Origin of the sequence: Candidatus Pelagibacter sp. HIMB1709 (assembly GCF_052047635.1) — a bacterium.
Classification (GTDB): domain Bacteria; phylum Pseudomonadota; class Alphaproteobacteria; order Pelagibacterales; family Pelagibacteraceae; genus Pelagibacter.
The window spans coordinates 943,184-969,768 of record NZ_JBNAJW010000001.1 but is presented as its reverse complement, the minus strand read 5'-3'; the positions used below and the strand labels follow the sequence as shown (position 1 = coordinate 969,768).

At 28.0% G+C, this 26,585-nt stretch carries 30 protein-coding genes; 15 read left to right on the top strand and 15 right to left on the bottom strand.

The features are described 5' to 3' along the window. Nucleotides 1–6 precede the first annotated feature (6 nt). Nucleotides 7–501 carry a L,D-transpeptidase family protein gene (locus tag ACTTAR_RS05290; RefSeq protein ID WP_440697903.1) on the top strand — a complete coding sequence of 165 codons (495 nt, stop codon included), beginning with the start codon at nucleotides 7–9 and terminating at the stop codon, nucleotides 499–501. On the opposite strand, the gene ACTTAR_RS05285 is transcribed toward ACTTAR_RS05290, so the two are convergent. Next, nucleotides 498–1,139 carry a YggS family pyridoxal phosphate-dependent enzyme gene (locus ACTTAR_RS05285; RefSeq protein ID WP_440697902.1) on the bottom strand — a complete coding sequence of 214 codons (642 nt, stop codon included), beginning with the start codon at nucleotides 1,137–1,139 and terminating at the stop codon, nucleotides 498–500. The genes ACTTAR_RS05290 and ACTTAR_RS05285 overlap by 4 nt on opposite strands. Between ACTTAR_RS05285 and ACTTAR_RS05280 the strand changes: the two genes are divergently transcribed. Together ACTTAR_RS05280 and ACTTAR_RS05275 are read left to right on the top strand one after the other, a co-directional pair. Then, the gene (locus ACTTAR_RS05280) at nucleotides 1,134–1,661 is read left to right on the top strand and encodes a thiamine phosphate synthase (RefSeq protein WP_440697901.1); all 528 of its coding nucleotides are present in this window, start codon (nucleotides 1,134–1,136) and stop codon (nucleotides 1,659–1,661) included. The genes ACTTAR_RS05285 and ACTTAR_RS05280 overlap by 6 nt on opposite strands. Nucleotides 1,662–1,666: 5 nt before the next feature. Beyond that, nucleotides 1,667–3,232, top strand: a complete 1,566-nt coding sequence (locus ACTTAR_RS05275; RefSeq protein WP_440697900.1) for a tetratricopeptide repeat-containing sulfotransferase family protein — start codon at nucleotides 1,667–1,669, stop codon at nucleotides 3,230–3,232. Nucleotides 3,233–3,282: 50 nt separating this feature from the next. Here the strand turns inward: ACTTAR_RS05275 and ACTTAR_RS05270 are convergent, their stop codons facing one another. Beyond that, the gene (locus ACTTAR_RS05270) at nucleotides 3,283–4,239 is read right to left on the bottom strand and encodes a hypothetical protein (RefSeq protein WP_440697899.1); all 957 of its coding nucleotides are present in this window, start codon (nucleotides 4,237–4,239) and stop codon (nucleotides 3,283–3,285) included. 170 nt (nucleotides 4,240–4,409) lie between these two features. Between ACTTAR_RS05270 and ACTTAR_RS05265 the strand changes: the two genes are divergently transcribed. From ACTTAR_RS05265 to holA, 4 genes are read left to right on the top strand one after another with little or no spacing between them, the layout of a single operon-like run. After that, nucleotides 4,410–4,970: a DUF3576 domain-containing protein gene (locus tag ACTTAR_RS05265; RefSeq protein WP_440697898.1), complete on the top strand. Its 561-nt coding sequence runs from the start codon at nucleotides 4,410–4,412 to the stop codon at nucleotides 4,968–4,970. An 18-nt stretch (nucleotides 4,971–4,988) separates the two neighbouring features. Beyond that, complete coding sequence (gene leuS, locus ACTTAR_RS05260) at nucleotides 4,989–7,532, top strand: leucine--tRNA ligase (RefSeq protein ID WP_440697897.1); 2,544 nt, start codon at nucleotides 4,989–4,991, stop codon at nucleotides 7,530–7,532. A gap of 11 nt (nucleotides 7,533–7,543) precedes the next feature. After that, on the top strand, nucleotides 7,544–8,011 hold the full coding sequence (locus ACTTAR_RS05255; protein WP_440697896.1) for a hypothetical protein: 468 nt from the start codon (nucleotides 7,544–7,546) through the stop codon (nucleotides 8,009–8,011). Further along, on the top strand, nucleotides 8,001–8,993 hold the full coding sequence (holA, locus tag ACTTAR_RS05250) for a DNA polymerase III subunit delta (protein WP_440697895.1): 993 nt from the start codon (nucleotides 8,001–8,003) through the stop codon (nucleotides 8,991–8,993). The genes ACTTAR_RS05255 and holA overlap by 11 nt, the downstream gene beginning before the upstream one ends. Here the strand turns inward: holA and ACTTAR_RS05245 are convergent. The 9 genes from ACTTAR_RS05245 to hemE all read right to left on the bottom strand — a co-directional run bounded on the left by ACTTAR_RS05245 (nucleotide 8,983) and on the right by hemE (nucleotide 18,430). Beyond that, nucleotides 8,983–9,822, bottom strand: a complete 840-nt coding sequence (locus ACTTAR_RS05245; RefSeq protein ID WP_440697894.1) for a ParB/RepB/Spo0J family partition protein — start codon at nucleotides 9,820–9,822, stop codon at nucleotides 8,983–8,985. The genes holA and ACTTAR_RS05245 overlap by 11 nt on opposite strands. After that, the gene (locus ACTTAR_RS05240) at nucleotides 9,822–10,616 is read right to left on the bottom strand and encodes a ParA family protein (RefSeq protein WP_440697893.1); all 795 of its coding nucleotides are present in this window, start codon (nucleotides 10,614–10,616) and stop codon (nucleotides 9,822–9,824) included. Before ACTTAR_RS05240 ends, ACTTAR_RS05245 begins: the two co-directional genes overlap by 1 nt. Nucleotides 10,617–10,633: 17 nt before the next feature. Continuing rightward, a complete protein-coding gene (locus ACTTAR_RS05235; RefSeq protein ID WP_440697892.1) occupies nucleotides 10,634–11,281 on the bottom strand; it encodes a 16S rRNA (guanine(527)-N(7))-methyltransferase RsmG in 648 nt (215 codons plus the stop codon). Further along, entirely contained in the window at nucleotides 11,281–13,152 is a 1,872-nt protein-coding gene (gene mnmG, locus ACTTAR_RS05230) for a tRNA uridine-5-carboxymethylaminomethyl(34) synthesis enzyme MnmG (protein WP_440697891.1), read from the bottom strand. The genes ACTTAR_RS05235 and mnmG overlap by 1 nt, the downstream gene beginning before the upstream one ends. A gap of 117 nt (nucleotides 13,153–13,269) precedes the next feature. Beyond that, a complete protein-coding gene (gene mnmE / locus ACTTAR_RS05225; protein WP_440697890.1) occupies nucleotides 13,270–14,601 on the bottom strand; it encodes a tRNA uridine-5-carboxymethylaminomethyl(34) synthesis GTPase MnmE in 1,332 nt (443 codons plus the stop codon). A 59-nt stretch (nucleotides 14,602–14,660) separates the two neighbouring features. Then, nucleotides 14,661–15,929, bottom strand: coding sequence for a transcription termination factor Rho (rho, locus tag ACTTAR_RS05220; protein ID WP_440677542.1), 1,269 nt, complete (start codon nucleotides 15,927–15,929; stop codon nucleotides 14,661–14,663). Between the two features lie 65 nt (nucleotides 15,930–15,994). Then, entirely contained in the window at nucleotides 15,995–16,429 is a 435-nt protein-coding gene (gene hemJ / locus ACTTAR_RS05215; protein WP_440697889.1) for a protoporphyrinogen oxidase HemJ, read from the bottom strand. Nucleotides 16,430–16,432: 3 nt separating this feature from the next. Next, entirely contained in the window at nucleotides 16,433–17,425 is a 993-nt protein-coding gene (gene hemH, locus ACTTAR_RS05210; RefSeq protein ID WP_440697888.1) for a ferrochelatase, read from the bottom strand. 3 nt (nucleotides 17,426–17,428) lie between these two features. Beyond that, nucleotides 17,429–18,430 carry a uroporphyrinogen decarboxylase gene (gene hemE / locus ACTTAR_RS05205; RefSeq protein WP_440697887.1) on the bottom strand — a complete coding sequence of 334 codons (1,002 nt, stop codon included), beginning with the start codon at nucleotides 18,428–18,430 and terminating at the stop codon, nucleotides 17,429–17,431. Between the two features lie 268 nt (nucleotides 18,431–18,698). Here hemE and ACTTAR_RS05200 point away from each other — a divergent pair, with 268 nt between their 5' ends. From ACTTAR_RS05200 to dnaQ, 5 genes are read left to right on the top strand one after another with little or no spacing between them, the layout of a single operon-like run. Continuing rightward, the gene (locus ACTTAR_RS05200; protein WP_440697886.1) at nucleotides 18,699–19,526 is read left to right on the top strand and encodes a pyruvate, water dikinase regulatory protein; all 828 of its coding nucleotides are present in this window, start codon (nucleotides 18,699–18,701) and stop codon (nucleotides 19,524–19,526) included. Next, nucleotides 19,516–20,103 (top strand): Maf family protein, encoded by a 588-nt coding sequence (locus tag ACTTAR_RS05195; RefSeq protein WP_440681390.1) that lies wholly within the window; start codon nucleotides 19,516–19,518, stop codon nucleotides 20,101–20,103. Before ACTTAR_RS05200 ends, ACTTAR_RS05195 begins: the two co-directional genes overlap by 11 nt. Then, a complete protein-coding gene (gene aroE, locus ACTTAR_RS05190) occupies nucleotides 20,100–20,894 on the top strand; it encodes a shikimate dehydrogenase (protein WP_440681391.1) in 795 nt (264 codons plus the stop codon). The genes ACTTAR_RS05195 and aroE overlap by 4 nt, the downstream gene beginning before the upstream one ends. Continuing rightward, a complete protein-coding gene (locus tag ACTTAR_RS05185) occupies nucleotides 20,887–21,453 on the top strand; it encodes a dephospho-CoA kinase (protein WP_440681392.1) in 567 nt (188 codons plus the stop codon). The genes aroE and ACTTAR_RS05185 overlap by 8 nt, the downstream gene beginning before the upstream one ends. Before the next feature lie 3 nt (nucleotides 21,454–21,456). Continuing rightward, the gene (dnaQ, locus tag ACTTAR_RS05180) at nucleotides 21,457–22,119 is read left to right on the top strand and encodes a DNA polymerase III subunit epsilon (protein WP_440697885.1); all 663 of its coding nucleotides are present in this window, start codon (nucleotides 21,457–21,459) and stop codon (nucleotides 22,117–22,119) included. Here the strand turns inward: dnaQ and ACTTAR_RS05175 are convergent. Together ACTTAR_RS05175 and ACTTAR_RS05170 are read right to left on the bottom strand one after the other, a co-directional pair. Beyond that, nucleotides 22,112–22,540 (bottom strand): protein-export chaperone SecB, encoded by a 429-nt coding sequence (locus ACTTAR_RS05175; RefSeq protein ID WP_440681394.1) that lies wholly within the window; start codon nucleotides 22,538–22,540, stop codon nucleotides 22,112–22,114. The two genes, dnaQ and ACTTAR_RS05175, sit on opposite strands and share 8 nt — an antisense overlap. Continuing rightward, a complete protein-coding gene (locus ACTTAR_RS05170) occupies nucleotides 22,518–22,946 on the bottom strand; it encodes an FxsA family protein (protein WP_440681395.1) in 429 nt (142 codons plus the stop codon). Before ACTTAR_RS05170 ends, ACTTAR_RS05175 begins: the two co-directional genes overlap by 23 nt. 58 nt (nucleotides 22,947–23,004) lie before the next feature. Between ACTTAR_RS05170 and ACTTAR_RS05165 the strand changes: the two genes are divergently transcribed. Together ACTTAR_RS05165 and ACTTAR_RS05160 are read left to right on the top strand one after the other, a co-directional pair. After that, the gene (locus tag ACTTAR_RS05165; protein WP_440681396.1) at nucleotides 23,005–23,601 is read left to right on the top strand and encodes a Tim44/TimA family putative adaptor protein; all 597 of its coding nucleotides are present in this window, start codon (nucleotides 23,005–23,007) and stop codon (nucleotides 23,599–23,601) included. Continuing rightward, nucleotides 23,602–24,024 (top strand): Smr/MutS family protein, encoded by a 423-nt coding sequence (locus ACTTAR_RS05160; protein WP_440681397.1) that lies wholly within the window; start codon nucleotides 23,602–23,604, stop codon nucleotides 24,022–24,024. On the opposite strand, the gene hslU is transcribed toward ACTTAR_RS05160, so the two are convergent. Next, nucleotides 24,014–25,387 carry an ATP-dependent protease ATPase subunit HslU gene (gene hslU, locus ACTTAR_RS05155; protein WP_440681398.1) on the bottom strand — a complete coding sequence of 458 codons (1,374 nt, stop codon included), beginning with the start codon at nucleotides 25,385–25,387 and terminating at the stop codon, nucleotides 24,014–24,016. The two genes, ACTTAR_RS05160 and hslU, sit on opposite strands and share 11 nt — an antisense overlap. Next, on the bottom strand, nucleotides 25,387–25,902 hold the full coding sequence (gene hslV / locus ACTTAR_RS05150; RefSeq protein WP_440697884.1) for an ATP-dependent protease subunit HslV: 516 nt from the start codon (nucleotides 25,900–25,902) through the stop codon (nucleotides 25,387–25,389). The genes hslU and hslV overlap by 1 nt, the downstream gene beginning before the upstream one ends. 89 nt (nucleotides 25,903–25,991) lie before the next feature. Here hslV and hisB point away from each other — a divergent pair, with 89 nt between their 5' ends. After that, nucleotides 25,992–26,582: an imidazoleglycerol-phosphate dehydratase HisB gene (gene hisB / locus ACTTAR_RS05145; protein ID WP_440681400.1), complete on the top strand. Its 591-nt coding sequence runs from the start codon at nucleotides 25,992–25,994 to the stop codon at nucleotides 26,580–26,582. The last annotated feature ends 3 nt before the right edge of the window (nucleotides 26,583–26,585 follow it).

Here is a 26,585-nt window from a genome sequence, read left to right as displayed (position 1 = left end):
TAACATATGACAATTGTATTAAAAAATAAACATACACTTAAAATTAAAGATTTTTTCTTTAAATGTGTCATAGGAAAAAATGGTCTCTCAAAATCAAAAAAAGAAGGTGATAAGAAGACACCAAAAGGAACATTTGGTATTCAACATTTATACTTTAGAAAAGATAAAATAGAAAAACCCGAATGTAAACTTAGGTGTATAGAAATCAAAAAAAATATGGGATGGTGTGACGACGTTAGATATCATGCCACGTACAACAAACTAATTAAAATTAAGAGTAAGATAAAACACGAAAAATTAAAAAGAAATGATGATAAATATGATTTGATAATTCCAATAAAATATAACTTTAAAAAGCCTATCGTTGGATTGGGTAGTTGTATATTCATTCATTTAACTAAAAATTATAAACCTACTGCAGGATGTATAGCTTTAGCCAAAAAAGATTTTTTAATTATGTTAAAGTTAATTGATGAAAATACAAAAATTAAAATTATTTAAAATCTATTCCCAAAAATACTAGATCCTATTCTTAAATATGTGGCCCCAATATCTGCAGCCTCAAGATAATCATTGGACATGCCCATACTTAATTCTTTTAAACTAAGCTGATTATTTAAATCTTTTAGTTCATTAAAATATTTTGATGTTAGCCCACTTTGTGGTGGTATACACATTAGTCCAATTATATTTAATTTAAGGTCTTTTGTGGCATAATTATATAAAGTTGGTAATTCTTTAATTGAAACTCCATTTTTTTGGTCCTCATGTCCCAAGTTTACCTGAATAAATATTTTTATTTTTTTATTATGTTTATTTTCTTCTTTTGAAATTTTCTCAGCCAATTTCATATTATCCAGTGAATGCATATAATCAAAATATGGAAATAAAAATTTCACTTTGTTCGTTTGTAATTTACCAATCATGTGTAAATTGATATCGTTATATTTTTGTTTCAAACTTGGCCATTTTTTTAATGCTTCTTGCACTTTATTTTCACCAAAATCTTTATGACCATATTCTAAAAGAGGCACTATATGTTCTTGGTTAAAAGTCTTACTTACAGCTATAATCTTTGCTTTTGAATAATTAACTAGTTTTTTTTTTATATGTTCTAAATTATTAATAGTAGTATGCATTTTAATTTATTTTGTTTTATAAATAACTATAATTTTAATTTAATTAATAATCTGCCAAAAACAACTTCGATTATTTTTAGAAATTATAAATATCCTTTAAGTATAGATTCAATAATTAAAACTAAAAAACTATGTAAAAAACTTAATTATAAATTATATTTAGCAAACAACATTAAATTGGCTTTAAAACTTAATTTAGATGGTGCGTATATTCCTGCCTTTAATAGTGATTTTAAAATAAATTCTTACCATCTTAAAAAAAAATTCACATTAATAGGGTCGGCACATAATTTAAAAGAAATAAGAACTAAAGAGCTTCAAAATGTTAATTATTTATTTTTATCTCCATTATTTGTGTCAAAAAAAAACAAAAAAGGGTTGGGTATTTATAAATTTATAAACTTATCTAAAAGAACAAAAAAAAAAATAATTTGTTTAGGTGGTATAAATAAAGATAATATAAAAAAAATTAATCTAATTAAACCATATGGAATAGCAGGAATATCATACTTTCAAAATTAATTAATATGATTACTAGAGAAGATATTTTATTCATTACTAAGGAAATTAAAAAATTACAAAATTATTTTGAAAAAGGTGATTTTGAAAAAGTAATCAGAAAAGCAAAAATTTTATTAAAAAAATATTCCAATCAACCAATACTTTATAATTTAATTGGTTTGTCCTACAAACAACTTAATAATCTAGAATTTGCAGAAAAGACATTTGGATCAGGGCTAAAGGCTATACCTAATGATTCAAGTATTTTAGTAAATTTAGGAGCCACATATCGACTACAAGAAAAATTCAACGAAGCAAAAAAAACCCTTGAAAAAGTTTTACAGTCAGATCAAAACAACTTTAATGCGTTGGTAAATTACGCAAATGTTTTAAAAGATTTAAATCAAAATTCTGAAGCCATTGATTATTACAATAAGGCTTTAAATATAAATAACAAAAATCAATTTGTGCAAATCAATCTAGCAAGCAGTTATCAAATGATTGGAGATTTCGAAAAATCAAAAAAAATTTTGAGAAATTTACATAACGAATTTCCTCAAAATGTTTATGCAGATCAATTGTATAGCTCTATTCATAAGTATGACGATGATCAAACACATCAAAAAGAAATGTTAGAAAAATTAAATAAAGAGAACATATCTCAAAATGATAAGATGATACTTTGTTTTGCTTTAGCTAAATCATTTTCTGATCAAAACAATCCTGAAATGTCCTCAAAATACTTTATAATGGCTAATGATCTAAAATTTGCCTCAATTAAAAATTTTGATTTTGAAAAACAAACTATATATTTAACCAAACCAAAACATATTTTTAAAAATTTTACATTTGAAAAAAATACTTCGTCCAAAAAACCAGAATTAATATTTATTGTTGGATTGCCTAGATCCGGCACTACTTTAACACATCAAATTATATCATCACATTCAGGAGTATTTGGAGCTGGTGAGTCTCCAATATTAAAAAACATATTTGTAAAAAAATTTGAAAATGATGATTTTATTAAAAATATGGTTAATTTTGACAATAAGCAGAATGAGTTTAAGAAAAATTTAAGAGCAGAGATATTAAATTTATTTAAACAATACCATAATAATTTAATTATTTTAGACAAAGCACCTCTTAATCTTTGTTGGCTGGGCTTTATAAACATTCTGTTCCCTTCAGCTAAAATTATTCATTGTAAAAGAAACTTAAAAGACACCGCTTTGTCTATTTATAGAAATACATACGAAGGGTGGGCATTACCTTGGAGCTATAATCAAGAATATTTGGTGAAATTTATAGATTTATATAAGGAATTAATGGTATTTTGGCATACAAAAATGCCAGGCTACATATATGACTGTCATTATGAAAAATTAGTAAATAATCCAGTTGAGGAAACAAAAAAACTTATCCAATTTTGTAACTTAGAATGGGATGAAAATTGTCTAGATCATACAAAAAATAAAACTGGAATAAGAACTGTAAGTATTGAACAGGCTAGAAACCCTATTTATAAAAAATCAGTAAATCTTAGTGAAAATTATTTAAAATATTTAGATTTTTTAAATAAAATATCTGAATAAAAAAAAGGGCCTAAGTTTCTTAGGCCCTTTAAATATTTGTCTTTCAACAATTAGAATGCGAAAGATACAGATAACTCAGTGTGTTTGTAGTTATTTGCTGTGTTACCGATGTTATCACCTTCGTTTGCGTGCATCGCTATAGATAGTCCACCCATTGAGTAACCAATAGAGATACCTTTGATTTCTTGATCTACAGATCCAGAAAGTTCAGTAGTCGACTCACCATATGAAATTGATAAATCATCATTTACTGCAAATGAAATACCGTATGCAAGAGTTTCTTCCTCACCAGATGCTGCAGGATCAACAGTTGATGATTGAACACCAACAGTCGCTGCACCCATAGAGTAAGTAGCACCCATAGTATCCACGTCAGTTTCAGTTGCACCACCTAAAGTTCCAGTACCAAAGAAAAGATTAGCACCTTCAATACCAGTGTACTGAACAGCTATAGAGTCAGATGAATTAGTAGCACCAGCTCCTGATACTCCACCATCATCATTAGATGCTTGGCTAGTACCGTAACCGATTTCTATTTTAACACCATCAACAGAAGTGTTTGTGTACTCAAAACCACTTGTAGCTTGTGAAACATAACCATTTTTAGCTGCTGTTGGGTTAGTTCCAAGACCATCCCATGGCTCTTCTACAGCAGTTGGCATTAAATCATCAATACCAGCGATACCTAATCCACCAGCACCGTCAGTAAACATAATTTTACCAGCATCACCCATATCATAAGTTAATAAAGATGAAGATTGAGCACCTTCAACTGTCATTACGTGAGTTAATGATACAGAATGACCGTTATCTAGTTCACCACCACCAGAAAAAGTCATAGCTTTCTGCATACCCCAGTTGTTACCAGTGTCTGTGTTAGAAGTTCCACCTTTTGTAGTGTGAGATAGTTTTGCACCACCACTAACTGATAAAGAACCAGCCATTGCAGTAGTTGCAATAAGAGATCCAGCTAACGCTGTAAGTCCTATTTTTTTAATGTTTGTCATTAATGTCTCCTTTGTTTAATTATTAATATTAATAACATCCGGAAATTATCTTATTTTTCTATAAAATTTATCTTAATTGATGATTTTCTATTTTTTAAACTAAAGTGTTGCAATAATATCACACAATAATTACTATAATTAATAGATATTCGTGTTAACTAGTCAATATTATGAATATTTTAATAAAATATACGAAACTAGCAATAATTTTTCTAATTTTTGCAGTTATTTCAGGTTGTGGAATTTACAAAAAAGTTGATGCTAAAAAAGTTCCACCAAACGTATATGACAGAGTTCAAAAAAATATTGAAGAAGGAAGAAGTTTTAAATTATTTGATCAAGAAAAAAATTTAATAGGTGGAAATTTTCAATTTGCAAGCTCCAATGAATTATGGAGAGCATCTCTAGATGTTATTGATTTTATGCCACTATCTTCTGTAAATTACAGTGGCGGCATAATTATTACAGACTGGTATACAGATAATTCTAGCCAAAATGAAAGTATTAAAATTTCAATTCGATTTCTAACAAACGAAATTAGGTCAGATTCGTTAGATATAAAAGTGTTTAATAAAAAATGTATAGACAATTTATTGAATTGCAAAATAACTGAACAAAATAGTTTGGTTCAAGAACTTAAAAAAGAAATACTAAAAAAAGCAGCACTGTACAAAGAACAAAATCAGGGTAAAAAAAAGAAAAGAAATAAGAGTAGATTTATCTCAAAATAAAAAATTCAACTTAATTTTGTGGAAAGATATAATTTTAAAATTATCGAAAATAAATGGCAAAGCTACTGGGAAAGCCAAAAAATATTTTCAGCAAAAGTAGAAATAAATAAAAAAAAATTTTATTGCCTAGAAATGTTTCCTTATCCATCAGGAAAGATTCATATGGGACACGTTAGAAATTATACAATTGGCGATGTTTTAGCTAGATACAAAGCACTACAAGGATATAACGTGCTACATCCTATGGGATGGGACTCTTTCGGAATGCCTGCCGAAAATGCAGCAAGACAAAATAATTTAAGTCCAAAAGATTGGACTGAGTCTAATATTGCAACAATGAAATCTCAACTAAAAAAGCTTGGACTTTCTATTGATTGGGATAGAGAAATATCAACTTGTTCAGATGATTATTATAAACATCAACAAGAATTTTTTTTAGAACTTTATGATAAGGGACTAGTCTATAGAAAAGAAAACTATGTTAACTGGGACCCTGTAGAGAAAACAGTTTTAGCCAATGAACAAGTAATAGATGGAAAAGGATGGAGGTCTGGGGCAACGGTAGAGAGAAGAAAGTTAAATCAATGGTTTTTTAACATAACTAAATTTTCTAGTGAACTGCTTGATGGCCTTAAGTCACTTAATGAATGGCCAAACAAAGTAAAAGTTATGCAAAAAAATTGGATAGGTAGGTCGTTTGGCTGTGAGATAAATTTCAAAATTCAATCAAATAAACAAATTGATGAAATCAAGTGTTATACTACTAGACCAGATACTCTTTTTGGTATGTCTTTTTTGGCTTTATCTGTAGACCACCCTGTAGCAAATCACTACAAGTCAGATCCTGAATTTATAAAATTTAAAGAAGAATGCTCAAAAACAGGTACTACTGAAGAATCAATAGCAGTGGCAGAAAAACTTGGCTTTAAGACTGATTTAATGGCTATAAATCCTTTAGATCCAGCAGTAAAAGTTCCTGTTTATTTTGCAAATTTTGTTTTAATGGATTATGGATTAGGTGCAGTCTTTGGTTGTCCTGCTCATGATCAAAGAGATTTGGATTTTGCAATAAAATATAATTTAAATATTACTCCTGTTGTTAGACCAGATGGTGAGACAAATTTTACGATAAAAAATAAAGCCTACACAGATAAAGGAATTTTATTTAATTCTAAATTTTTTGATGGTTTTAAAGTACCAACAGAATCTATTTCAAAAGCAATAGATTATATTGAAAAAAATAATATTGGAAAAAGAAAAACAAACTTTAGACTCAAAGATTGGGGGATCTCAAGACAAAGATATTGGGGATGCCCAATACCAATAGCCTACGATGAAAATGGAAATCCAACTAAAATTCCAAAAGAACTTCTTCCTATAAAATTACCAGAGATAAATAAATTCGCTTCATCAGGAAATCCTTTAGATGAAATGAATGACTGGAAAAAAATTTCATTCGATGGGAAAGAGTATACCAAAGAAACTGATACGTTGGATACTTTTGTTGATTCTTCTTGGTATTTTTTAAGATTCTGCTCTCCACATAATTCTAATTATGGATTTAACAATGAAGAAATAAAATACTGGATGCCAGTAGATCAATATATTGGCGGTGTTGAACATGCTATACTCCATTTATTATATTCAAGATTTTTTATGCATGCTCTCTCTTTTGAAAATAAAAATTTTGTAATTAAAGAACCTTTTAAAGGACTATTTACACAAGGGATGGTTTGTCATGAAACTTATAAAGATCAAAATAATAATTGGGTAAGTCCAGATGAAATTATTTCAATAAATGGGAAAAAATTTCTTGCTTCAGATCAGTCACAACAAATCAAGATTGGCGCATCTGAATCAATGTCTAAATCAAAAAAAAACACAATAGACCCAGAGCAAATAATTGAAAACTATGGAGCAGACTCGGTTAGATTATTTATATTATCAGATAGTCCTCCCGAAAAAGATGTTCAATGGTCAGATGAGGGCATGAATTCGTCATTCAAATTTGTTCAGAAATTATGGGTATTAAATCAGAAGATTTTAAGTGAGATTGATAAAAATCATCCAATAAATAAAAATAATGATCTAGAAAAAATATCTAATCAATTTATTGAGAATGTTGAAAAAAACATTGAAAATTTTAGTTACAACAAAATTATTGCAAACTTCCATGAAACTTACAGATTAATAAACAAAATTACAAATGACAAAATAGATAAAAATAATTGGATCGAAAATTATAGTAAAATTCTTGTTGCGATGAGTCCTGTAATACCACATTTTGTAAGTGAATGTTTAGAAATGTTAAAAACTAAAGGACTAAAGCATTCTGAAAGTTGGCCTAAAGTTAATAAAAAAGTGTTAATTAAGGATGAAGTAAATCTTGTAATACAAATAAATGGTAAAACTAGAGGAATTATAAAAGTTGATAAAGATAATAATGAAAAAGAATTACTTGAAATGATTAAAAGAGAAAAAAAAATGAGCATTTATTTAGAAAATAAATCCATTAAAAGAACAATACTTGTTCCAGGTAGACTAATAAATATAGTAATTTAATGTTAAATTAAATGTGTAGAAAAATTTTTTATATAATATTTATTTCATTATTTCTTAACAATTGTGGTTTCGAACCTATTTATTCAAAAAAAGTAAACAGTGATTTTTCATTAAATTCTTTGAAACTTACTGGTGACAGAACAATTAATAATTATTTAAATTCAAACTTAAAACAGTTTAAAAATAAAAAATTTGAAAAAACATTTTCCTTAGAAATAAGCACTGATTACAAGAAAAGCATATTAACAAAAGACAAAACTGCAAAAGTTTCAAGTTATAAATTATCAAATACTACTTCTGTTAAAGTTTTTTCTAATAATAGACTAATAAAAGAAATTCAAATTTCTTCCAAAAAAAATATGGACAGTATCGAAGACGAATTTGAAGAAGAAAAAAATGAAATTTTGACGAAGCAAAACTTTAGTTCAGAAATATATAATCAAATAATTACTGAATTAGCACTTTTAGATGATTATTAAATCATACGAAACGAAAAATATAGATTTTAATTATAGTCCATTTATTCTTCTTTATGGGGCAAATGAAGGACTAAAACAAAATGAATTAAAAAATATTTTAAAAGAAAAAAAACTTACTTCCTCTTATGATGAAAAAGATATTTTAAATAACCCAAACTCTTTTTTTGAGAGTTTACTTTCAACATCTCTTTTTGAAAATGAAAGGGTTATTCTAATTAAAAGAGCAACAGACAAATTATATTTAATTTTATCTGAATTATTTAACAAAGAATTATCAGATATTATAATTATTTTAGATTCAGATATGTTGGATAAAAAATCCAAATTAAGATCTTTTTTTGAAAAAGCAAAAAATTGTATATGTATTCCATTCTATCCTGATAATGAAGAAACTCTCTCAAAGATAGGATATGAGTTTATTAAAAAAAGAAAAATTAATATTTCGATTTCAAATATTAATTTAATTGCAAGCAAATGTAATGGTGACCGTAAATTTTTTTTATCGGAATTAGAAAAATTAGAAAATTATTCAAGAAATGGGAAAAAAATTGACAATGAAACTATATTCAAACTAACCAATTTGATTGAAAATCATAGTATATTTGAGCTTGTTGATAGTTGTTTGGCTCATAATAAGCGTAAAACTCTGAAAATTTTAAATGAAAATAATTTCAATAACGAAGACAGTATTATAATTATGAGATCATTTTTAATTAAATCAAAAACAATTTTAAGATTATTAAAGGAATTTGAAAAGAATCAAAATTTAAATCTAACAATTTCTTCTGCTAAACCACCAATTTTTTGGAAAGAAAAAGAAATTACAAAACAACAAATTTTAAATTGGACTCCAAAAGCGCTTAAAGAAACACTCTACAAAATAACAGAGGTTGAGCTAAAAATTAAAAAAAATTACGAAAATTCAACTAATTTAGTCTCAGATTTTATTTTAAATCTAGTTTCCAAAAAAGTTAGTAATTAGATTTGATTATATCAATAATTTTATTTAATTGATCTAAATCTTTATATTCAATACATATTTTACCCTTATTTCTTTTATTGTTTTGGATATCTACATTTAATCCAATTTTATTTGATATAGACAATTCAAGAGCTATGATATTTGTGTCTTTAATTGAACTTGGTTTTTTTCTATTTTTAAAAATTTTAACAAAGTTTTCTGATTGTCTTACAGATAATTTTTTTTCAATAATTTTATTTGCAACAAAAATTGCATTTTCAAGACCAACTAAAATTTTTGCATGGCCTGCTGATAGTTTTTGATTTTCAATTAATTTTATTACTTCGTCAGGTAAAGTTAAAAGTCTTAAAGAATTAGTAATATGACTTCTGCTTTTTCCAATAAATTTTGATACTTTTTCTTGATCATATGAGAACTCATCTATTAATTTTTTATAGCCTTGAGCTTCTTCAAGGGGGTTTAAATCATGCCTTTGGACATTTTCAACTATTGCAAACTCTAAAGATTTTAAATCATCAGCTTCAGTGATAACCACAGGGACATTGTGAAGACCGGCTCTTTGTGCTGCAAGCCACCTTCTCTCTCCAGCTATTATTTCAAATTTTGTATTGTCATCATTTGATTTTCTAACAATGATTGGCTGTATCATTCCCCTTTCTTTAATAGAGTTTGTTAAATCAATTAAATTGTTTTCATCAAATATTTTTCTTGGTTGATATTTATTTGGAACAAGATCGATAATTTGTAATTGGTTTGTTTGAGGCTCTACTTTTGCTTCACCTATTAATGATGACAAACCTCTTCCAAGACCTTTTTTGATTTTATCCATTAAGCAGCACTCCCTATTGTTGACTCTTGATTAATAAATTCATCAGTGAAATTAAAATAAGATTTACTACCCGGACATGATTTGTCATAAATTAATACTGGCATGCCATGAGAAGGCGCTTCCGACAATCTAACATTTCTTGGTATTACAGTTGAGTAAACTTTTTCACTAAAATAATCTCTAGCTTCTTTTTCAACTTGTGAAGACAACTTATTTCTTTTATCGTACATCGTTAAAAGTATTCCTCTGATTTTTAATTCTGGATTTAAACTTACTTTTATTCTTTCGATTGTTTTCATTAACTGCGTTAGACCCTCAAGGGCAAAAAATTCTGTCTGCAAAGGCACCAGTAGAGAACCAGAACATACTAGAGCCATTACAGTTAACAAGCTGAGCGATGGTGGACAATCAATTAATATATAGTCGTAGGATCCTCTAGAAGTGTTTAAATAAGCGGTTAATTTACGCTTTAAAATAAATGCCCTGTTAATATCATCAGCCGTTTCAACCTCTAGACCTGATAGATCTACGTTAGATGTTATTAAATCCAAATTTTCAAACTGAGTTTTCTTGATTACCTCATAAATTTCTTTAGCTCCATTCAATACACCATAAATTGTATCACCTGAATTATCCATATTAGATAAACCAAGACCTGTAGTTGCATTTCCCTGAGGATCTAGATCAATAACTAAAATTTTTTTTTCCAATTGTGATAGTCCAGCTGCAAGATTTATGACTGTAGTAGTTTTTCCTACCCCACCCTTTTGATTTATGACAGAAATAATTTGCATTTAATTTAATTTAAAATTCAATAAATTTTTTTTTCAATTTTTTTTATATTTATTAAAAATGAATCTTCACTTGTTAAACTTTTTTTTTCTATATAATCCATGTTCCATTTTTTTTTTGAATTTTTAAAAACTTTTTTTCCATTTTTTCCCAGAAAGAAAATTAAATTTTTATATTTCGAAAAATTTTCATAAACTAAATCTAAAACAACTGGTATTGGTTTAAATGCTCTCGACATAATTGTTCCCGTTTCTAAATTTTTTATCTCATAAATATTTTTTTGAAAAATTTTTGTATTTAAATTTAATTTTTCTGAAACTTCTTTTAAAAAATGGCTTTTATGGTAGCTTTTTTCATACAGATGAACATTCATTTTATTTTTCATATTTTTTAGTATAATTGCCACTATAATGCCTGGAAAACCTGCTCCAGAACCTAAATCTGTGGTTGTATTGGAATTTAAATCAATAAAATCAATTATTTGTGCAGAATCAATAATATGACGCTCAATTATCATATTTTTTGATGCTGTATTTTGGCTAATTATGTTAATTTTTTTATTTTTTTCAAGAATTAGAGATATATAGTTTTCAAAGTCTAAAAATGTTTCACGTGAAACATTTAGATCGTTAAGTCTAGAGTACGATTTTAAAATTTCTTGATCCATTAAGCTATATGCTTAATAGACTTTCTTTTAACATGTGACAACAAAATATATACAGCTGCAGGAGTTATTCCATCAATTCTAAGTGCTTGGCCCATAGTTTTAGGCTTTATTTCCTTAAATTTAGCCTTTACTTCATTAGATAGACCTGAAAGCCCATCGTAATTAATTTTATCAGGAATAAGTAAATTCTCATCCCTCTTGAATGCTAAAATATCGGATTTTTGCTTCTTTAAATACCCTCTGTAATGAGCATTAATTTCTACTTGCTCGTCAATTTCTTCATTAAAATAAGGTATGTCTGGCCATATTTCTCTAATTTTACTCATATTGACGTCCTTTTGAGTTAGGACCTCATTTGAAGTTCTCAATATTCCATCTTTAGCTATTTTAATTCCAAATTTTTCAGCTTTAGATGGTGAAATATTAGATTTACTCATTTTTAAATTAATTTTTTCAATTTTATCAAATTTATCTAAATATAAATTTTTTCTATCTTTTCCAACTAGCCCAATTTGTATTCCCTTAGCTGTTAATCTTTGATCTGCATTATCAGCCCTCAAACTTAATCGATATTCTGCTCTTGATGTAAACATACGGTATGGCTCTGCTACCCCCTTAGTAACTAAATCATCAATCATTACTCCAATATAAGCATCAGATCTATCAAGGATGAAAGGCTCTAAATTTTTAACAGACAAAGCAGCATTTACTCCGGCTATAAGTCCTTGTGCAGCTGCTTCTTCATATCCTGTCGTTCCATTAATCTGTCCAGCAAGATAAAGATTGCTGATTTTCTTAGTTTCAAGTGTTAAAAATAGTTCACGTGGATCTATATAGTCATATTCTATAGCATATCCTGGTCTAATAATCTTAACATTTTCTAAACCATTGATATTATTACATATTTCTACTTGAACTTCAGCTGGTAGTGAAGTAGAGATACCATTTGGATAAATTGTATGGTCATTAAGCCCTTCTGGTTCTAAAAATATCTGATGACGAACTTTATCTGCAAACTTTACAATCTTATCCTCTATAGATGGACAGTATCTTGGACCTACTCCTTTTATATTACCCGAGTACATGGCACTTTTAGATAAATTTTTTTCTATAATCTTGTGAACCTTCTCATTTGTATAAGTCATTCGACATGAAACTTGTTTGTTTAAATTTTTTTTTGTTAAGAATGAAAAAAAATAAGGATCATCATCTGCAAACTGTTCCTCAAGATTTTCAAAATTAATCGTTCTTGCATCTAACCTAGGGGGTGTTCCAGTTTTTAATCTTCCAATTTTAAAATCATATTTTGCTAATTGTTCACTTAAGCCAGTTGAAGGTTTTTCATCATACCTACCTGCTGGTGTTCTTTCATCACCGATATGAATCAAACCATTTAAAAAAGTTCCTGTTGTTAGTATTAACTTGTTGCAAGATACCTTTTTACCTTCTTTTGTTTCAAAACCACTTATAGTGTTTTTTTTAAAAATAAACTTTATTACTGGATCTGAAAAAATGATTAAATTACAATAGTTTATAAGTTTTTCTTGCATAAATTTACGGTAAAGAGCTCTATCTGATTGAGTTCTTGGTCCACGCACAGCTGGACCTCTGCTTCTATTTAATAATCTAAATTGTATACCTGATTTGTCTGCAACATCTCCCATAACACCATCAAGTGCGTCTATTTCTCTAACTAAATGACCTTTGCCTAGACCACCTATTGCAGGATTACACGACATCTCACCAATAGTTTCTATTTTATGGGTGAATAGGGCAGTGTTAACTCCTAAACGTGCAGAAGCTGCAGCTGCTTCACATCCTGCATGACCTCCACCAATTACAACTACATCAAATGACAAATCATTTTTCATGGGGTAAATTTATATGTGAATATATAATTTACAAGACAGGCTTATTATTTTGTAAATAAGCATTAATTATCAACAGTTTTTGATAAAAAAAATCTAAAAAACAATGAAAATAGGGTATTATTTGCCGATGCAAAAATCGTTGAAAATACTACCTAATATCTCTTCTACGTCAACTTTTCCAACGATCATACCCAAATGTCTAGTAGCTAATCTTAAATCTTCTGCTGCTTTATCAAAATCTTCTATTTCTTTTTTTTGATTAAAATTATTCAAATGATCTAAACACTGTTCTAAATGTTGTCTGTGTCTCTCTCTAGTAATTAAAATATCATCACTAGTTATAAATTTATTTTTTAAATTATTTTTTATTTTTATAATTAGTTGATCAACATTTTTGTTTTCTTTAATGGAAATTAAAACATGATTTATATTTTTTATTTCTGAATTAATTTCTTTTTCTAAAAGATCAGACTTGTTTATAACTAAAATTGCATTTTCATCTAATAAACCCTTCAAAACATCAGTAAAATCAAGGCTTTTTGCATCTACTACTACAAGCTTTAAGTCAGCTTCTTCAGCTCTAATTAAAGATAATTTAATACCTTTTTTTTCTATCTCATCTTTAGATTCTCTTATTCCTGCGGTATCAGATATTATTACGGGATAACCATCTATACTAAGATGAGTTTCGATAACATCTCTTGTTGTACCAGCTATTTCAGAAACAATTGCTACATCTCTATTTGATAAATGATTTATTAAACTAGATTTCCCTGCATTGGTAGGTCCAAGAATTGCGATCTTAAAACCTTCTCTAATTCTTTCTCCAACTTTTTGATCATTTAAAATCTTTTCGATTTTTTTTATTACTTCGTTTGAATTATTTTTAATCTCATCCAAAATATTGTTTGGCAAATCTTCATCCGGAAAATCAATTTTAGCTTCAACATGAGACAAAATTTTTAAAAGTTTTTCTCTTAAAAAATTAAATTGATCAGCAGATTTTCCATTCATAATTTTAATTGCTTGTTGTCTTTGAATTTCTGTTTCTGATGAAATTAAATCAGCAATACTTTCTGCCTCTAATAAGTTTATTTTTCCATTTTGAAATGCAAGTTTAGTAAATTCACCTGGCTCAGCTAATCTACAATTTTCAATTTGAGAAATAGAAGAGTGGAGGGCTTCTACCACGGCTTTACCACCATGAACTTGTATTTCAGCCATATCTTCGCCTGTGTAGCTCTCAGGCCCTGGAAACCATAATATTATACCCTCGTCAATTAGCTCAGAACTATTGATTTTATTGATTTTTCTTAACGTTGCTACTCTTGGCTGAGGAACCTTTTTGCCTGTAAGGGTCTTAATTACTTTTGAAGATTGTTCTCCTGAAATTCTAACAATTGCAACACCTGAAACACCAGGTCCAGTTGATAAAGCATAAATTGTCATTTGAAGATTATATCTTCAAATTTGTATCACTGTAAAACTTAAAATGTTATAGAAAATTCTTATGCTGGTTTGTTCATTGAGTTAAAAAACTCAGCATTGTTTTTAGTATCTTTTAATTTTGAATTTATAAACTCTATTGCATCCATAGTTCCCATAGGAGCAATTATTCTTCTTAATACATTCATTTTTTGTAAATCATTTTTATCAAACAAGAGCTCTTCTCTTCTTGTTCCAGATTTTGTTATATCAATTGCAGGATAGATTCTCTTATCTGCAATTTTTCTATCTAAGACAGTTTCGCTATTACCTGTTCCTTTAAATTCTTCAAAAATAACTTCGTCCATTCTACTTCCAGTATCAATCAAAGCAGTAGAAATAATGGTTAATGAACCACCTTCCTCAATATTTCTTGCAGCACCAAAAAATCTTTTTGGTCTCTGAAGCGCATTTGCATCTACACCTCCTGTTAAAACTTTTCCCGAACTTGGTATTACAGCATTATATGCTCTACCCAATCTTGTTATCGAGTCTAATAAAATAACAACATCTTTTTTATGTTCAGTTAATCTTTTTGCTTTTTCTATAACCATTTCAGCAACAGCTACGTGTCTTTGTGCCGGCTCATCAAAAGTAGAGCTAATTACTTCACCTTTTACGGTCCTTTGCATATCTGTGACTTCCTCTGGACGTTCATCTATCAATAAGACTATAAGGTAACACTCTGGATAGTTTTTGGCTATTGAGTTTGCAATACTTTGTAAGATCATAGTTTTCCCAGCTTTAGGTGGTGAGATTATTATTGATCTTTGACCTTTTCCAATAGGACTAACTAGATCGATTAATCTTGGAGTAAGGTCTGGTTTTTTTTCTACCTTGGTTGTTTCAATTTCCATTACCAATTGTTTATCTGGATATAGTGGTGTTAAGTTATCAAACGCAATTTTATGTCTTGCTTTTTCTGGTTCTTCAAAATTTATTTTACTTACTTGTAGTAACGCAAAGTATCTTTCACCTTCTTTAGGGGCTCTGACTGGTCCTTCAACAGTATCTCCTGTTCTCAAACCAAATTTTCTAATCTGACTTGGGCTAACATATATATCATCTGGACCGGGCAAATAATTAGACTCCATTGCTCTAAGGAAACCAAAACCATCTTGCAGCAACTGTAAGACACCAACACCTGTTATTTCCTCTTTTTCTGCAACTTTTTTTAGAATAGCAAAAAGAATTTCCTGTTTTCTCAGTGTGCTAGCATTTTCAATTCCAAGCTCTTCTGCCTGTGTAATGAGCTGTTCTGATGATTTAAGTTTTAGTTCTTGAATGTTCATGATTAATTTTTTGATAAGGACTTATCGATAAATTAAATATATATGCTGATTTTATTATTTCAACCCTAGATTGGCTTAAAAATGGCCAAAAATACAACAATAATTAAAATAACAGTTGGTATTTCATTAATAATTCTAAAAAATTTAGCAGATCTTTTGTTTGTAGAATTTTTTAAGCTAACAAGACACTTTCCCAAAAAGTCATTATACGCTGATAGCAAAACTATCAAAATAATCTTTATCTGAAACCACAGCTGTAAAAAAATTTCTATTCCATTTAAGTAAATCAAAACCAATCCAAAGACCCAAGTAAATATCATTGCGGGACGCATAATATAAAAGAACAATTTTCTCTCCATCACTTCAAATATATCGGTGGCTTCTTTCTTTGCGTTGTTCTCGACATGATAAACAAAAATTCTTGGTAAATACAAAAGACCAGCCATCCAGGAAACAACTGCAATTAAATGTAAAGATTTAAATAGTAAATATGTGTTCATTAATCAAAGGTTGTTTTCAATTAAAGATTTTATCAAAAATATATGGTCATCATTGTCATTTAAGCATGGGACCATATCAAAATTTTTCCCTCCAAAATTTAAAAAACTTTCTTTACCTTGGATTAATATTTCTTCTAATGTTTCTACACAATCAGATGAAAAACCTGGGCAAATTGTGAGAATATTTTTAATTCCATCTTTAGGTAAACTTTCTAAAGTTTTGTCAGTATATGGTTGAAGCCATTCTTGTGGACCAAATCGTGATTGAAAAGTAGTTTTAATTTTAATGGAAGTAAATTTTTCTGAAATAAGTCTTGTTGTTTTGTGACAATAGCAATGATATGGGTCTCCTTTATCAAAATATTTTTTTGGTATCCCGTGGTATGAGGCTATGATTATCTCTGGTTTCCAATCAATTTCATTAATTTTTTTATTAATCGAACTGACTAATGCATCAATATAAAGAGGATTAGATTCATAATGAGGAATTATTTTTAAAGAAGGTTGCCACCTCATTTTCATTAAAGTTCTATAAACCTCATCACAGACTGTGGCCGTTGTAGCTGCCGCATATTGTGGATAAAGAGGAAGTATAACTAAATTTTCACAACCCATATCATGCAGTTTTGCTATTTTGCTTTTTATACTTGGATTACCGTATCTCATCGCAAAATCTACTATGATATTTTCTTTATTAAATAATTGAGAAGTTTTTTTACTTTGTTGTTTGGTGTAATAAAGGAGTGGAGACATATTTTCATTTTTCATCCAGATTTCTTTATAAGCCTTAGCAGTTTTCGAGGGTCTGAAAGTTAAAATAAATAAATTCAGAATTATTTGCCAAATTATAGGATTTACTTCAATCACTCTTTTATCTGAAAGAAACTCTCTTAAATACTTTCTTATATCAAACCAACTGGTTGAATCTGGTGTACCTAAGTTAATAATTAGAACACCAGTTTTTCCATATTTTATAGGTGGATGATTAACGTCCATATTTTAATTATTTTTTACTATTTTTATTAAGTTTTCAACCATCTGTGGATTGGTCTCGGGCAAAATACCATGACCTAGATTAAATATATACGGATGGTCTTTGAAAATTTCTAAATATCTAGAAGTTTCTTTTTTTAAATTTTCATAATCTGTTAAAAGAACTTTCGGATCCAAGCCTCCTTGAATAGGAATTTTTATATCTTTAAGTATTTTTTTGGGGTCTACATTATAGTCGATACTTATTGCATCAGGTTTAACAACCTCACAAAATTCTTTGTAATTTTTAATTTCCCTTGGAAAACATATCACAGGTATATTAAGAGATTTAACATATTCTACTAAATTTAAAGTGGGTGAATAAATATAATTTGGTAAGTCTTTTTCTTCTAGTAAACCAGCCCAACTATCAAAAATCTGAATTACATTTGCTCCATTATCTATTTGATTTTTAATATGAACTTTTAAAAATTTTTCTATAATTAATAAAATTCTGTTTATTAAAAACTCATCTTTAAAAAAATTTTCATTCAAATCCTTCTTTGGGGATTTTAAATTAATCATATAAACTAAAAGAGTCCATGGGGCGCCTACAAATCCAATAGTATTTTTGTGTTTTACGATTGGATCTGAACTTACTTTTTTAATTGCTTTATAAACGGGATATATCTTTTCAACAAAATCTATCTCATCTAGTTTTGCTATCTTATTTAAATCTAGACTATCTAGTTTGGGACCAAAATTTTTCTCGAATTTTACTTTTTGACCTAGACCATAAGGTAACATTAAAATATCAGAAAAGATTATTGCAGCATCAATATCGAATCTTTTTAATGGTTGTAATGTTATTTCGGCTGATAAATTATCATTTAAACATAAATTAATAAAATCAGGATTATTTTTTCTGATTTCTCTAAACTCAGGTAAATATCGACCTGCTTGTCTCATTATCCATAAAGGGTTAAATGAGGTATCTTTATTTATAATTACTTTGTTTAAAGGTTTCATATAAAAGTCTTATTAATTATTGTAGTATTATTATATCTTGTGAATAAAGGAGATTATTTTTTATAAACATTATACTCACAATTTATCAACAGGTTTGATGATTAAAATTGTTTAAAATGAAGCTTTTTTGATTTTTTCAATTTTTGTGGATTGTTTTAGCTTATTTATTATTATTGTTAATAAAAGTCAGATTTTGCAGATGTTATTGGAGAAATTTAAAATTGTATAATTTAATCAAAATAATACACAGTTTATTAACAATTTATTTATGAGTAATACTTATCAAATTTATTTAATCTCTGACTCCACTGGAGAAACTTTAGATAGAATATTTTTAGCTCTTAAAGCGCAATTTTTAAACATAGAATATAAAGTTCATTCTTATTCATTCACAAGAACAGAAAATCAAATTTTAAAAATTTTAGATGATGCAAAAAAAAATGAAAATTCAATAATTTTATATACTATTGTAGATAATAATCTTGCTAAGTATTTAGCTAACATGAGTGAAAATAAAAAGATACCTTGTTTTGGGGTACTAGGTAATTTAATTTTAAATTTTTCTAAAATTTTAAATCAAAAAGCTACCCACGAACCAAGTGGACAACACGTTTTAAATGATGAGTATTATGATAGAATTGAAGCAATTCAATTCACAATGAATCATGACGATGGAAATTTAATTAATGAAGTTGAAAAATCTGATATTATTCTTGTTGGTGTTAGTAGGACCAGCAAAACACCAACTTCTATTTATCTTGCCAACAAAGGTTTTAAAACATCAAATATTCCTTTGGTTAATGAAAAATCATTACCAGAAAAACTTAAGCAAAATCCTCATATAACTTGTGTTGTTGGATTAAGCACAGAACCGGAAAGACTAGCAGATCTAAGAAAAAATAGGATGAATTCATTAAAAGAAACAGAAAGTATAGATTATACTAACCTAGAAAGTATAAAAAAAGAAGTTCTTCAAGCAAAAAAAACATTTCAAAAATATAAATGGCCTTTAATAGATGTAACAAGAAAATCAGTTGAAGAGACTGCTGCTTCTATAATTAAAATACACGAAATATATTCAAATAATGTTAAGTAAGATTATCCTAGCGTCAAAAAGTAAGATTAGAAAGAATATTTTAGATAAAAATAATATAAAAGCGGCCGTAGAGCCTTCAAACGTTGATGAAGATATTGTAAAATTATCTTTACTTAAAGAAAATGCTAGTCCAGAAATTATTTCAAAAAATCTTGCAGAGTTAAAAGCAAACAAAGTTAGTGCCAAAATTCAAGATAAAATAGTACTAGGTGCAGATAGTGTCATTGATTTAAATGGAGAGTTAATTTCAAAACCTGAGAGTAGAAAAGAGGCATTAGAGATATTAAAGAAACTTAACGGTAAAATGCACTTTCTAATAAGTTCAGTTTGTATTTCAAAAAATGGCTCAATGATTTGGAACTACACAGATAAAGCAACCTTAGTAATGAAAAATTTTTCAGATTCAGAATTAACAGAATATTTATCTAAGATATCGGATGAAAATCTTTACGCCTATAATGTTTATCAAATTGAAGGGGAGGGTAGAAATTTGTTCAGTAGCATAAATGGAGATGAAGATACAATAATGGGTTTGCCTATAAAAAAAATTAAAGAATATTTAAATTTACAAAAATGAAAAAATATTTTGTAATTGGAAACCCAATTAATCATTCTTTATCGCCAAAATTGCACAATCATTGGTTAAAACAAAATAATATTAATGCAGTTTATGAAAAAGTTAAACTCGAAGAAAATGAAATTGAAAATTTTTTACTTAAAATTAAAAACCAAGAAATAAATGGCTGCAATGTTACTGTTCCGTTTAAAAGAACTGTAATTCCTTTCTTAGACAAATTAAGTTTAGAAGCAGAAAAAACCCAATCAGTGAACACAATTATTTTTCATAATGATAATTTAGTTGGCCACAACACAGATATTGTTGGTTTTCAAAAAGCAATAAATAATTTGAAATATAATGTAAAAGATAAAAAAATTTTAATTTTAGGTGCTGGTGGAGTAGTGCCATCAATAATTTTCGCTTTAGCTAAAATGAAAGCATCTAAAATAATTGTAACCAATAGAACTCACAAAAAGGCTGAGAATTTAAAATCCCAATTCAAGGAAATTGATATTGTAAATTGGGGTGAGATACCTGATTTTAATATGATTATAAATGCAACTAGTTTGGGTTTAAATAATGAGGCTATTAATTTAAATACTTACAATGTTGGTGCTGATAAGTTATTTTACGATGTGATTTATAATCCTGCTGAAACCAAGTTTTTAAAAGAAGGAAAAAAATTTGGAAATCAAATAGAAAATGGTAAATTAATGTTTATTTATCAAGCATTTGAGGCATTTAAATTGTGGCATGACATTGAACCAAGTGTGAATAATGAGGTTCTTGATTTATTAAATAATGATTAGAATAGGCATAATTGGTGATATTGGGTCTGGAAAAACATTTGTTGCAAATAATTTTGGGTATCCAGTTTTTAATGCAGATCATGAGGTATCGAAACTATATAAAAAAGATAAGAGGATTTTTTTAAAATTAAAAAAAAAATTGCCTAAATATATTTGCACCTTTCCAGTAGATAAGACTGAAATTATAAAATCAATATTAGCAAACAAAAATAATCTTAAAAAAATAATTAACATTGTACATAAGGAAATTAGAGAAAAATTAAAAATATTTTTAAAAAAAAATAAAAATAAAAAATTTGTTATTTTGGATATTCCTTTATTAATTGAAAATAAAATTTTTAATAGAAAAGATATATTAGTTTTTGTTGACTCTAAAAAGAGAGATATCGATAAAAAGTTAAACAAAAGAGAAAATTTTAATGTAAGGCTTATAAATATATTTAAAAAAATACAACTAAATCCAAAATATAAAAAAAAAAAATCACATTTTGTAATTAAAAATACTTTCACAAAAAACCCTGTTAAAAAACAAATCAAAGAAATTTTAAATTTAATATAACAAATGAAAGAGATAGTATTAGATACCGAAACAACAGGAATATCTGTTAAAGAAGGACATAGAATTGTTGAAATTGGCTGTATCGAGTTAGATGATTTAATACCAACAAATAATAAATTTCACTTTTATTTAAACCCAGAGAGAAAAGTTTCAGAAAAAGCATTTGAAGTTCATGGATATACCGACGAGTTTTTGTCAAAACAAAAAAAATTTGAAGAAATTGGAGATCTTTTTTTAGAATTCATTAAAAACAAAAGATTAATTATACACAATGCAGAATTTGACTTAGCTCATCTTAATAATGAATTAAAGCTTTCTGGGAAAAATGTAATTGAAAATGAAATAGTTGACACTTTAACTTTAGCTAGAGACAAATATCCAGGTTCTCAGGTTAGTTTGGATGCTTTATGTAAAAGATTTAGGATAGATAATTCTCGAAGAAAATTTCATACAGCTTTAATTGACTGTGATTTATTGTCGAAAGTTTACATAAATTTGATTGATCAAAAAGAACCATCACTAAATTTTAAACAAACTGAAGAAATTGAAGATAAAAGCAAGATAAATATTGAATATTATAAAAAAGTAATAATTCCTACAAAAGAAGAGCTTAATTTACATAAACAATATTTAAAAAATAATTTAAAGAAAAATTATTTTAATTAAATCTTTGATTATATAAATTTTCGAAATCAACTTTTTTTTCAAATTTTATATTTGGATATCCAGAATTATGCAAAAGGTTCAAAAGGGTTTTCTCTAGTTGAGGATAAATCTCAATTTGAACATCACATAATATAATTTTTTCTAATTCATTTTTATCTTTTATTTCATCATTAATTTTAATTATTGTTGAAAAAATAATTTCAAAATATGATTTTTTTTTAACATCTTCTTTTTCTTCAAATTTAAATGTTGTATTTATTTCTATCATTTTGTTTTTCAAAGGCTTCGAATTTATATCAATCCCAAGTTGATATTTTGTTATTCTATCTTTCACAAACAAATATGTTTCTATGTCAGGCGTTTCCACCGAAATATCTTTGATGTATTTACCTAAAATTTTATATCTTTCTATTTTCATCATCATCTCCTATATCTTCAAACTCTCCCTCAATAAAATTATTTTTTTCTTTTTTTGATTTTTCATATTTTCTAGAAAATTTACTAAATATAAATTTTCTACTGATTGGAAATATTAACAAGAAACCCAAAAAATCAGTTGCGAAACCGGGTATAATTAAAAGTAATGCTGCAAAAGCTATAGCAGCTCCAGAAATTACTTCATATGCAGGTGTTTCATTTTTATTTAATTGAGAAAAACCAGCCTTTAAAGTATTCAAACCCTCATATTTTGCGTAATAAATACCAAGAATAGCTGTCAAAAATATTAGTAGAATGGTTGTTATTGCTCCTATTTGTGCTCCTATTTTGATGAAAAGATAAATTTCAATAACTGGAATAAAAATAATTAAAAATAATATTGGGTTCATTTGTCCATAATCTAAATTGCTGGTTGAAATTAATCAATAGAGTAATTACTATCGGTATATGAATTATAGTTTTGAGTATATCGATATTATTTTGCTGGCAATGATTGCGGGTTTTATATTTTTAAGACTTAGAGGTATCCTTGGTAAAAGAACTGGTTTTGAAGGTAAATCACCAGCTCAATTCAAAGAAGTTTTAAAAAACATAAAAGTGGAACAAGCTATAAAACCAAAGGAAAACTTTGATGACGAAGCACAAAAAGAATTTTTGAAAGGAGCAAGAATTGCATACGAAACAATTATCACTGATTTTAGTGACAACGATAATAAAATTGTGAATGCTAAACCATTGCTTAATAAAGATATATACAATCAGTTCGATGACGCTTTAAAAGAGAGGACAAAAAGAGGACATACTGCTGAAATCACTTTTATAGGCGTAAATAAAGCTGAAATAAAAGAGCATAAAAAAATTGGTAATATTTTAAATGTTACAGTGGATTTTATAGCTGAGGTTATTACTTGCATTAGAGATAAAGAAAAAAAGATTGTTTCTGGTGATCCTAAAAAAATAAAAAAAATTTATGATACTTGGGTTTTCTCTAGAGATACCACATCAGCTAATCCTAACTGGCAGTTAGTTAATATTTTAACTTAATTGAACGATAAAATTTCAGATAAAGATAAAAAAGATTGGCAAAGTTTTATTTCGAGTAAAGAAAAGATACCTGATAAAGATTTTAAAGTAAAAATTATCAATGCTACAAAAATAAGATCAATTGATTTACACGGATATACTCTAGAGCAAGCAAACAAAACAATTGAAGAATTTATATTAAAAGCGTTTGAGGAAAGAGTAAATAAATTGATCGTTGTTACTGGCAAAGGTATTCATTCTAATGTTGAAAAAGATCCTTACGTTTCAAAAGATTTAAGTATTTTAAAATATTCAGTTCCAGAATTTATATCTAATAATGAAAAGTTAATGAGAGTAATAAATGAGATTCAAGACGCTTCTGTTGAAGATGGGGGTAGTGGGGCTTTTTACATTTTTCTAAAAAAGAATAAATCTACAAAATAAATTTCGATAGGTCAGTATCCTTAACTAAATTATCTAGATTTTTGTTAATATATTCTTTGTTTATTATAATTTTTTCACCAGCTCTGTCGGTAGCTGTGAAACTAATGTCATCTAATATTTTTTCAATAATTGTGTGCAATCTTCTTGCGCCAATATTTTCTACAGTTGAATTAACTTCGGATGCTATATTTGCAATTGTATCAATACCATCATCAGAAAATTCAAGTTCAACATTCTCAGTCTTTAAAAGAGCCACATATTGCTTTATTAAACTATAGTCTGGTTCTTTTAAAATTCTTTTAAAATCATCACTAGTTAAAGCTTCCAGCTCAACTCTTATGGGCAACCTTCCTTGTAATTCAGGTAGAAGATCAGATGGTTTTGCTAGCTGAAAAGCCCCTGATGCAATAAATAAAATATGATCAGTTTTTATTGGTCCATGTTTAGTGTTAACAGTTGTTCCTTCAATAAGAGGTAACAAATCTCTTTGGACACCTTCTCTAGATACGTCACCACCAACCCTATCAGTTCTTGCTGAAATTTTATCTATCTCGTCTAAAAATACTATACCATTGTTTTCTGTTGAAAGCTTTGCAGCTTTAACAATTTTATCTTGCTCAATTAGCTTATCAGACTCATCGTTAATTAAAATTTCATGAGACTCTTTTACTGTCATTTTCTTTTTCTTTTCCTTATTCCCCATTGATTTACCAATCATTTCTCCAATATTTATCATTCCAACATTGGCACCTGGCATTCCTGGTATTTCAAATGATGCTCCACTAGAACCAGTGTCACTAACTGCTATCTCAATTTCATTATCATCTAGATCACCGTTTCTAAGTCTTTTTCTAAAACTTTCTCTAGTTGCGAGACTTGCTTTATTTCCTACCAAAGCATCTAATACTTTTTCCTCAGCAGCTTTTTGAGCTTTTGCGTAAACTTCTTTTCTTTTTTTTATTTTTTCCATCGCTATTGCAATTTCAATTAAATCTCTAACAATTTGTTCAACATCTCTTCCAACATATCCAACTTCCGTGAATCTTGTTGCTTCTACTTTGACAAAAGGCGCTTCAGCAAGTTTTGAAAGTCTTCTAGAAATCTCTGTTTTTCCAACCCCAGTTGGTCCGATCATTAAAATATTTTTTGGTAAAACTTCATTTTTCATTTCACCTTTCAAAGCTTGTCTTCTCCATCTATTTCTTAATGCAACAGCGACAGCTCTTTTTGCTTTATTTTGACCAACTACAAAACGATCAAGTTCTGAAACTATTTCCCTTGGTGAAAGAGCACTAACTAAAGAAGCTTCTTCTTTTTGAGTTTTTTCTTTAGGATGCAAAGGTGTTACGTTTGAATTATCCATTATATTTTTTCAATTTTAACATTATCATTTGTGAAAACACATATATCCGCTGCAACTTTAATCGCTTTTTTAGCAACTTCTTCTGCAGACAAATTACCTTCCATTAAAACTTTTCCAGCTGCTAAAGCATAATTTCCACCAGAACCAATACCGATAACATCACCTTCAGGTTCTAGAACATCACCAGTTCCAGAAATTATATAGCTATTATTTTTATCACCCACAGCCATTAATGCCTCTAACCTTCTTAAGTATTTGTCAGTTCTCCAATCTTTGGCTAACTCAACCGCAGCTCTTGATAAATTGCCAGCATGTTTTTCTAATTTTCCCTCTAATCTTTCAAATAGAGTTAATGCATCAGCAGTTGATCCTGCAAATCCTGCTACGACATCTCTTTTTTCAATTTTTCTTACTTTTGAAGCTGTGCTTTTTACAACAGTATTTCCCATACTTACTTGTCCATCACCAGCAACCACAACTTCATTATTTTTTCTTACTAACACAATTGTTGTCATATCTAATAAATGGTAACTATTTTTGATACTTCAAGTATCTAGACTGATATTGATATACTTGGATTAAGTATGTATACCATCTGAAATATATGGCTAGAAAAGGAAAAGTTTCTCGAAAAACTAAAGAAACAAGCATCAATGTTGAACTAAACATTGATGGCAAAGGTAAATATAAAATTGATACAGGAATAGGTTTTTTAGATCATATGCTTGAACAACTATCAAAGCATTCTTTAATTGATCTGAAAGTAAAAGCAAAAGGGGACACTCATATTGATCTTCATCACACAACTGAAGATACAGGAATTGCAATTGGAGAAGCTTTAAAAAAGGCCGCAAAGAAATTTGTAGGTATCAAAAGATATGCACATAGAGTTATTCCAATGGATGAAACATTAACTAGAGTTGCTATAGATGTTTCGAACAGACCTTATTTAATTTGGAAAGTAAAATTAAAAGTAGAAAAACTTGGAGAGATGGATACAGAGCTCTTTAAAGAATGGTTCCAGGCATTTTCACAGGCCGCAGGTATTACAATGCACGTCGAAAATATTTATGGTGATAACAGCCACCACATCATTGAGTCTTGTTATAAAGCATTAGCAAGATCATTAAGAGAGGCATTAGAAATGGATCCTAGGAGCAAAAAAAGTATTCCATCAACTAAAGGCTCATTATAAGTT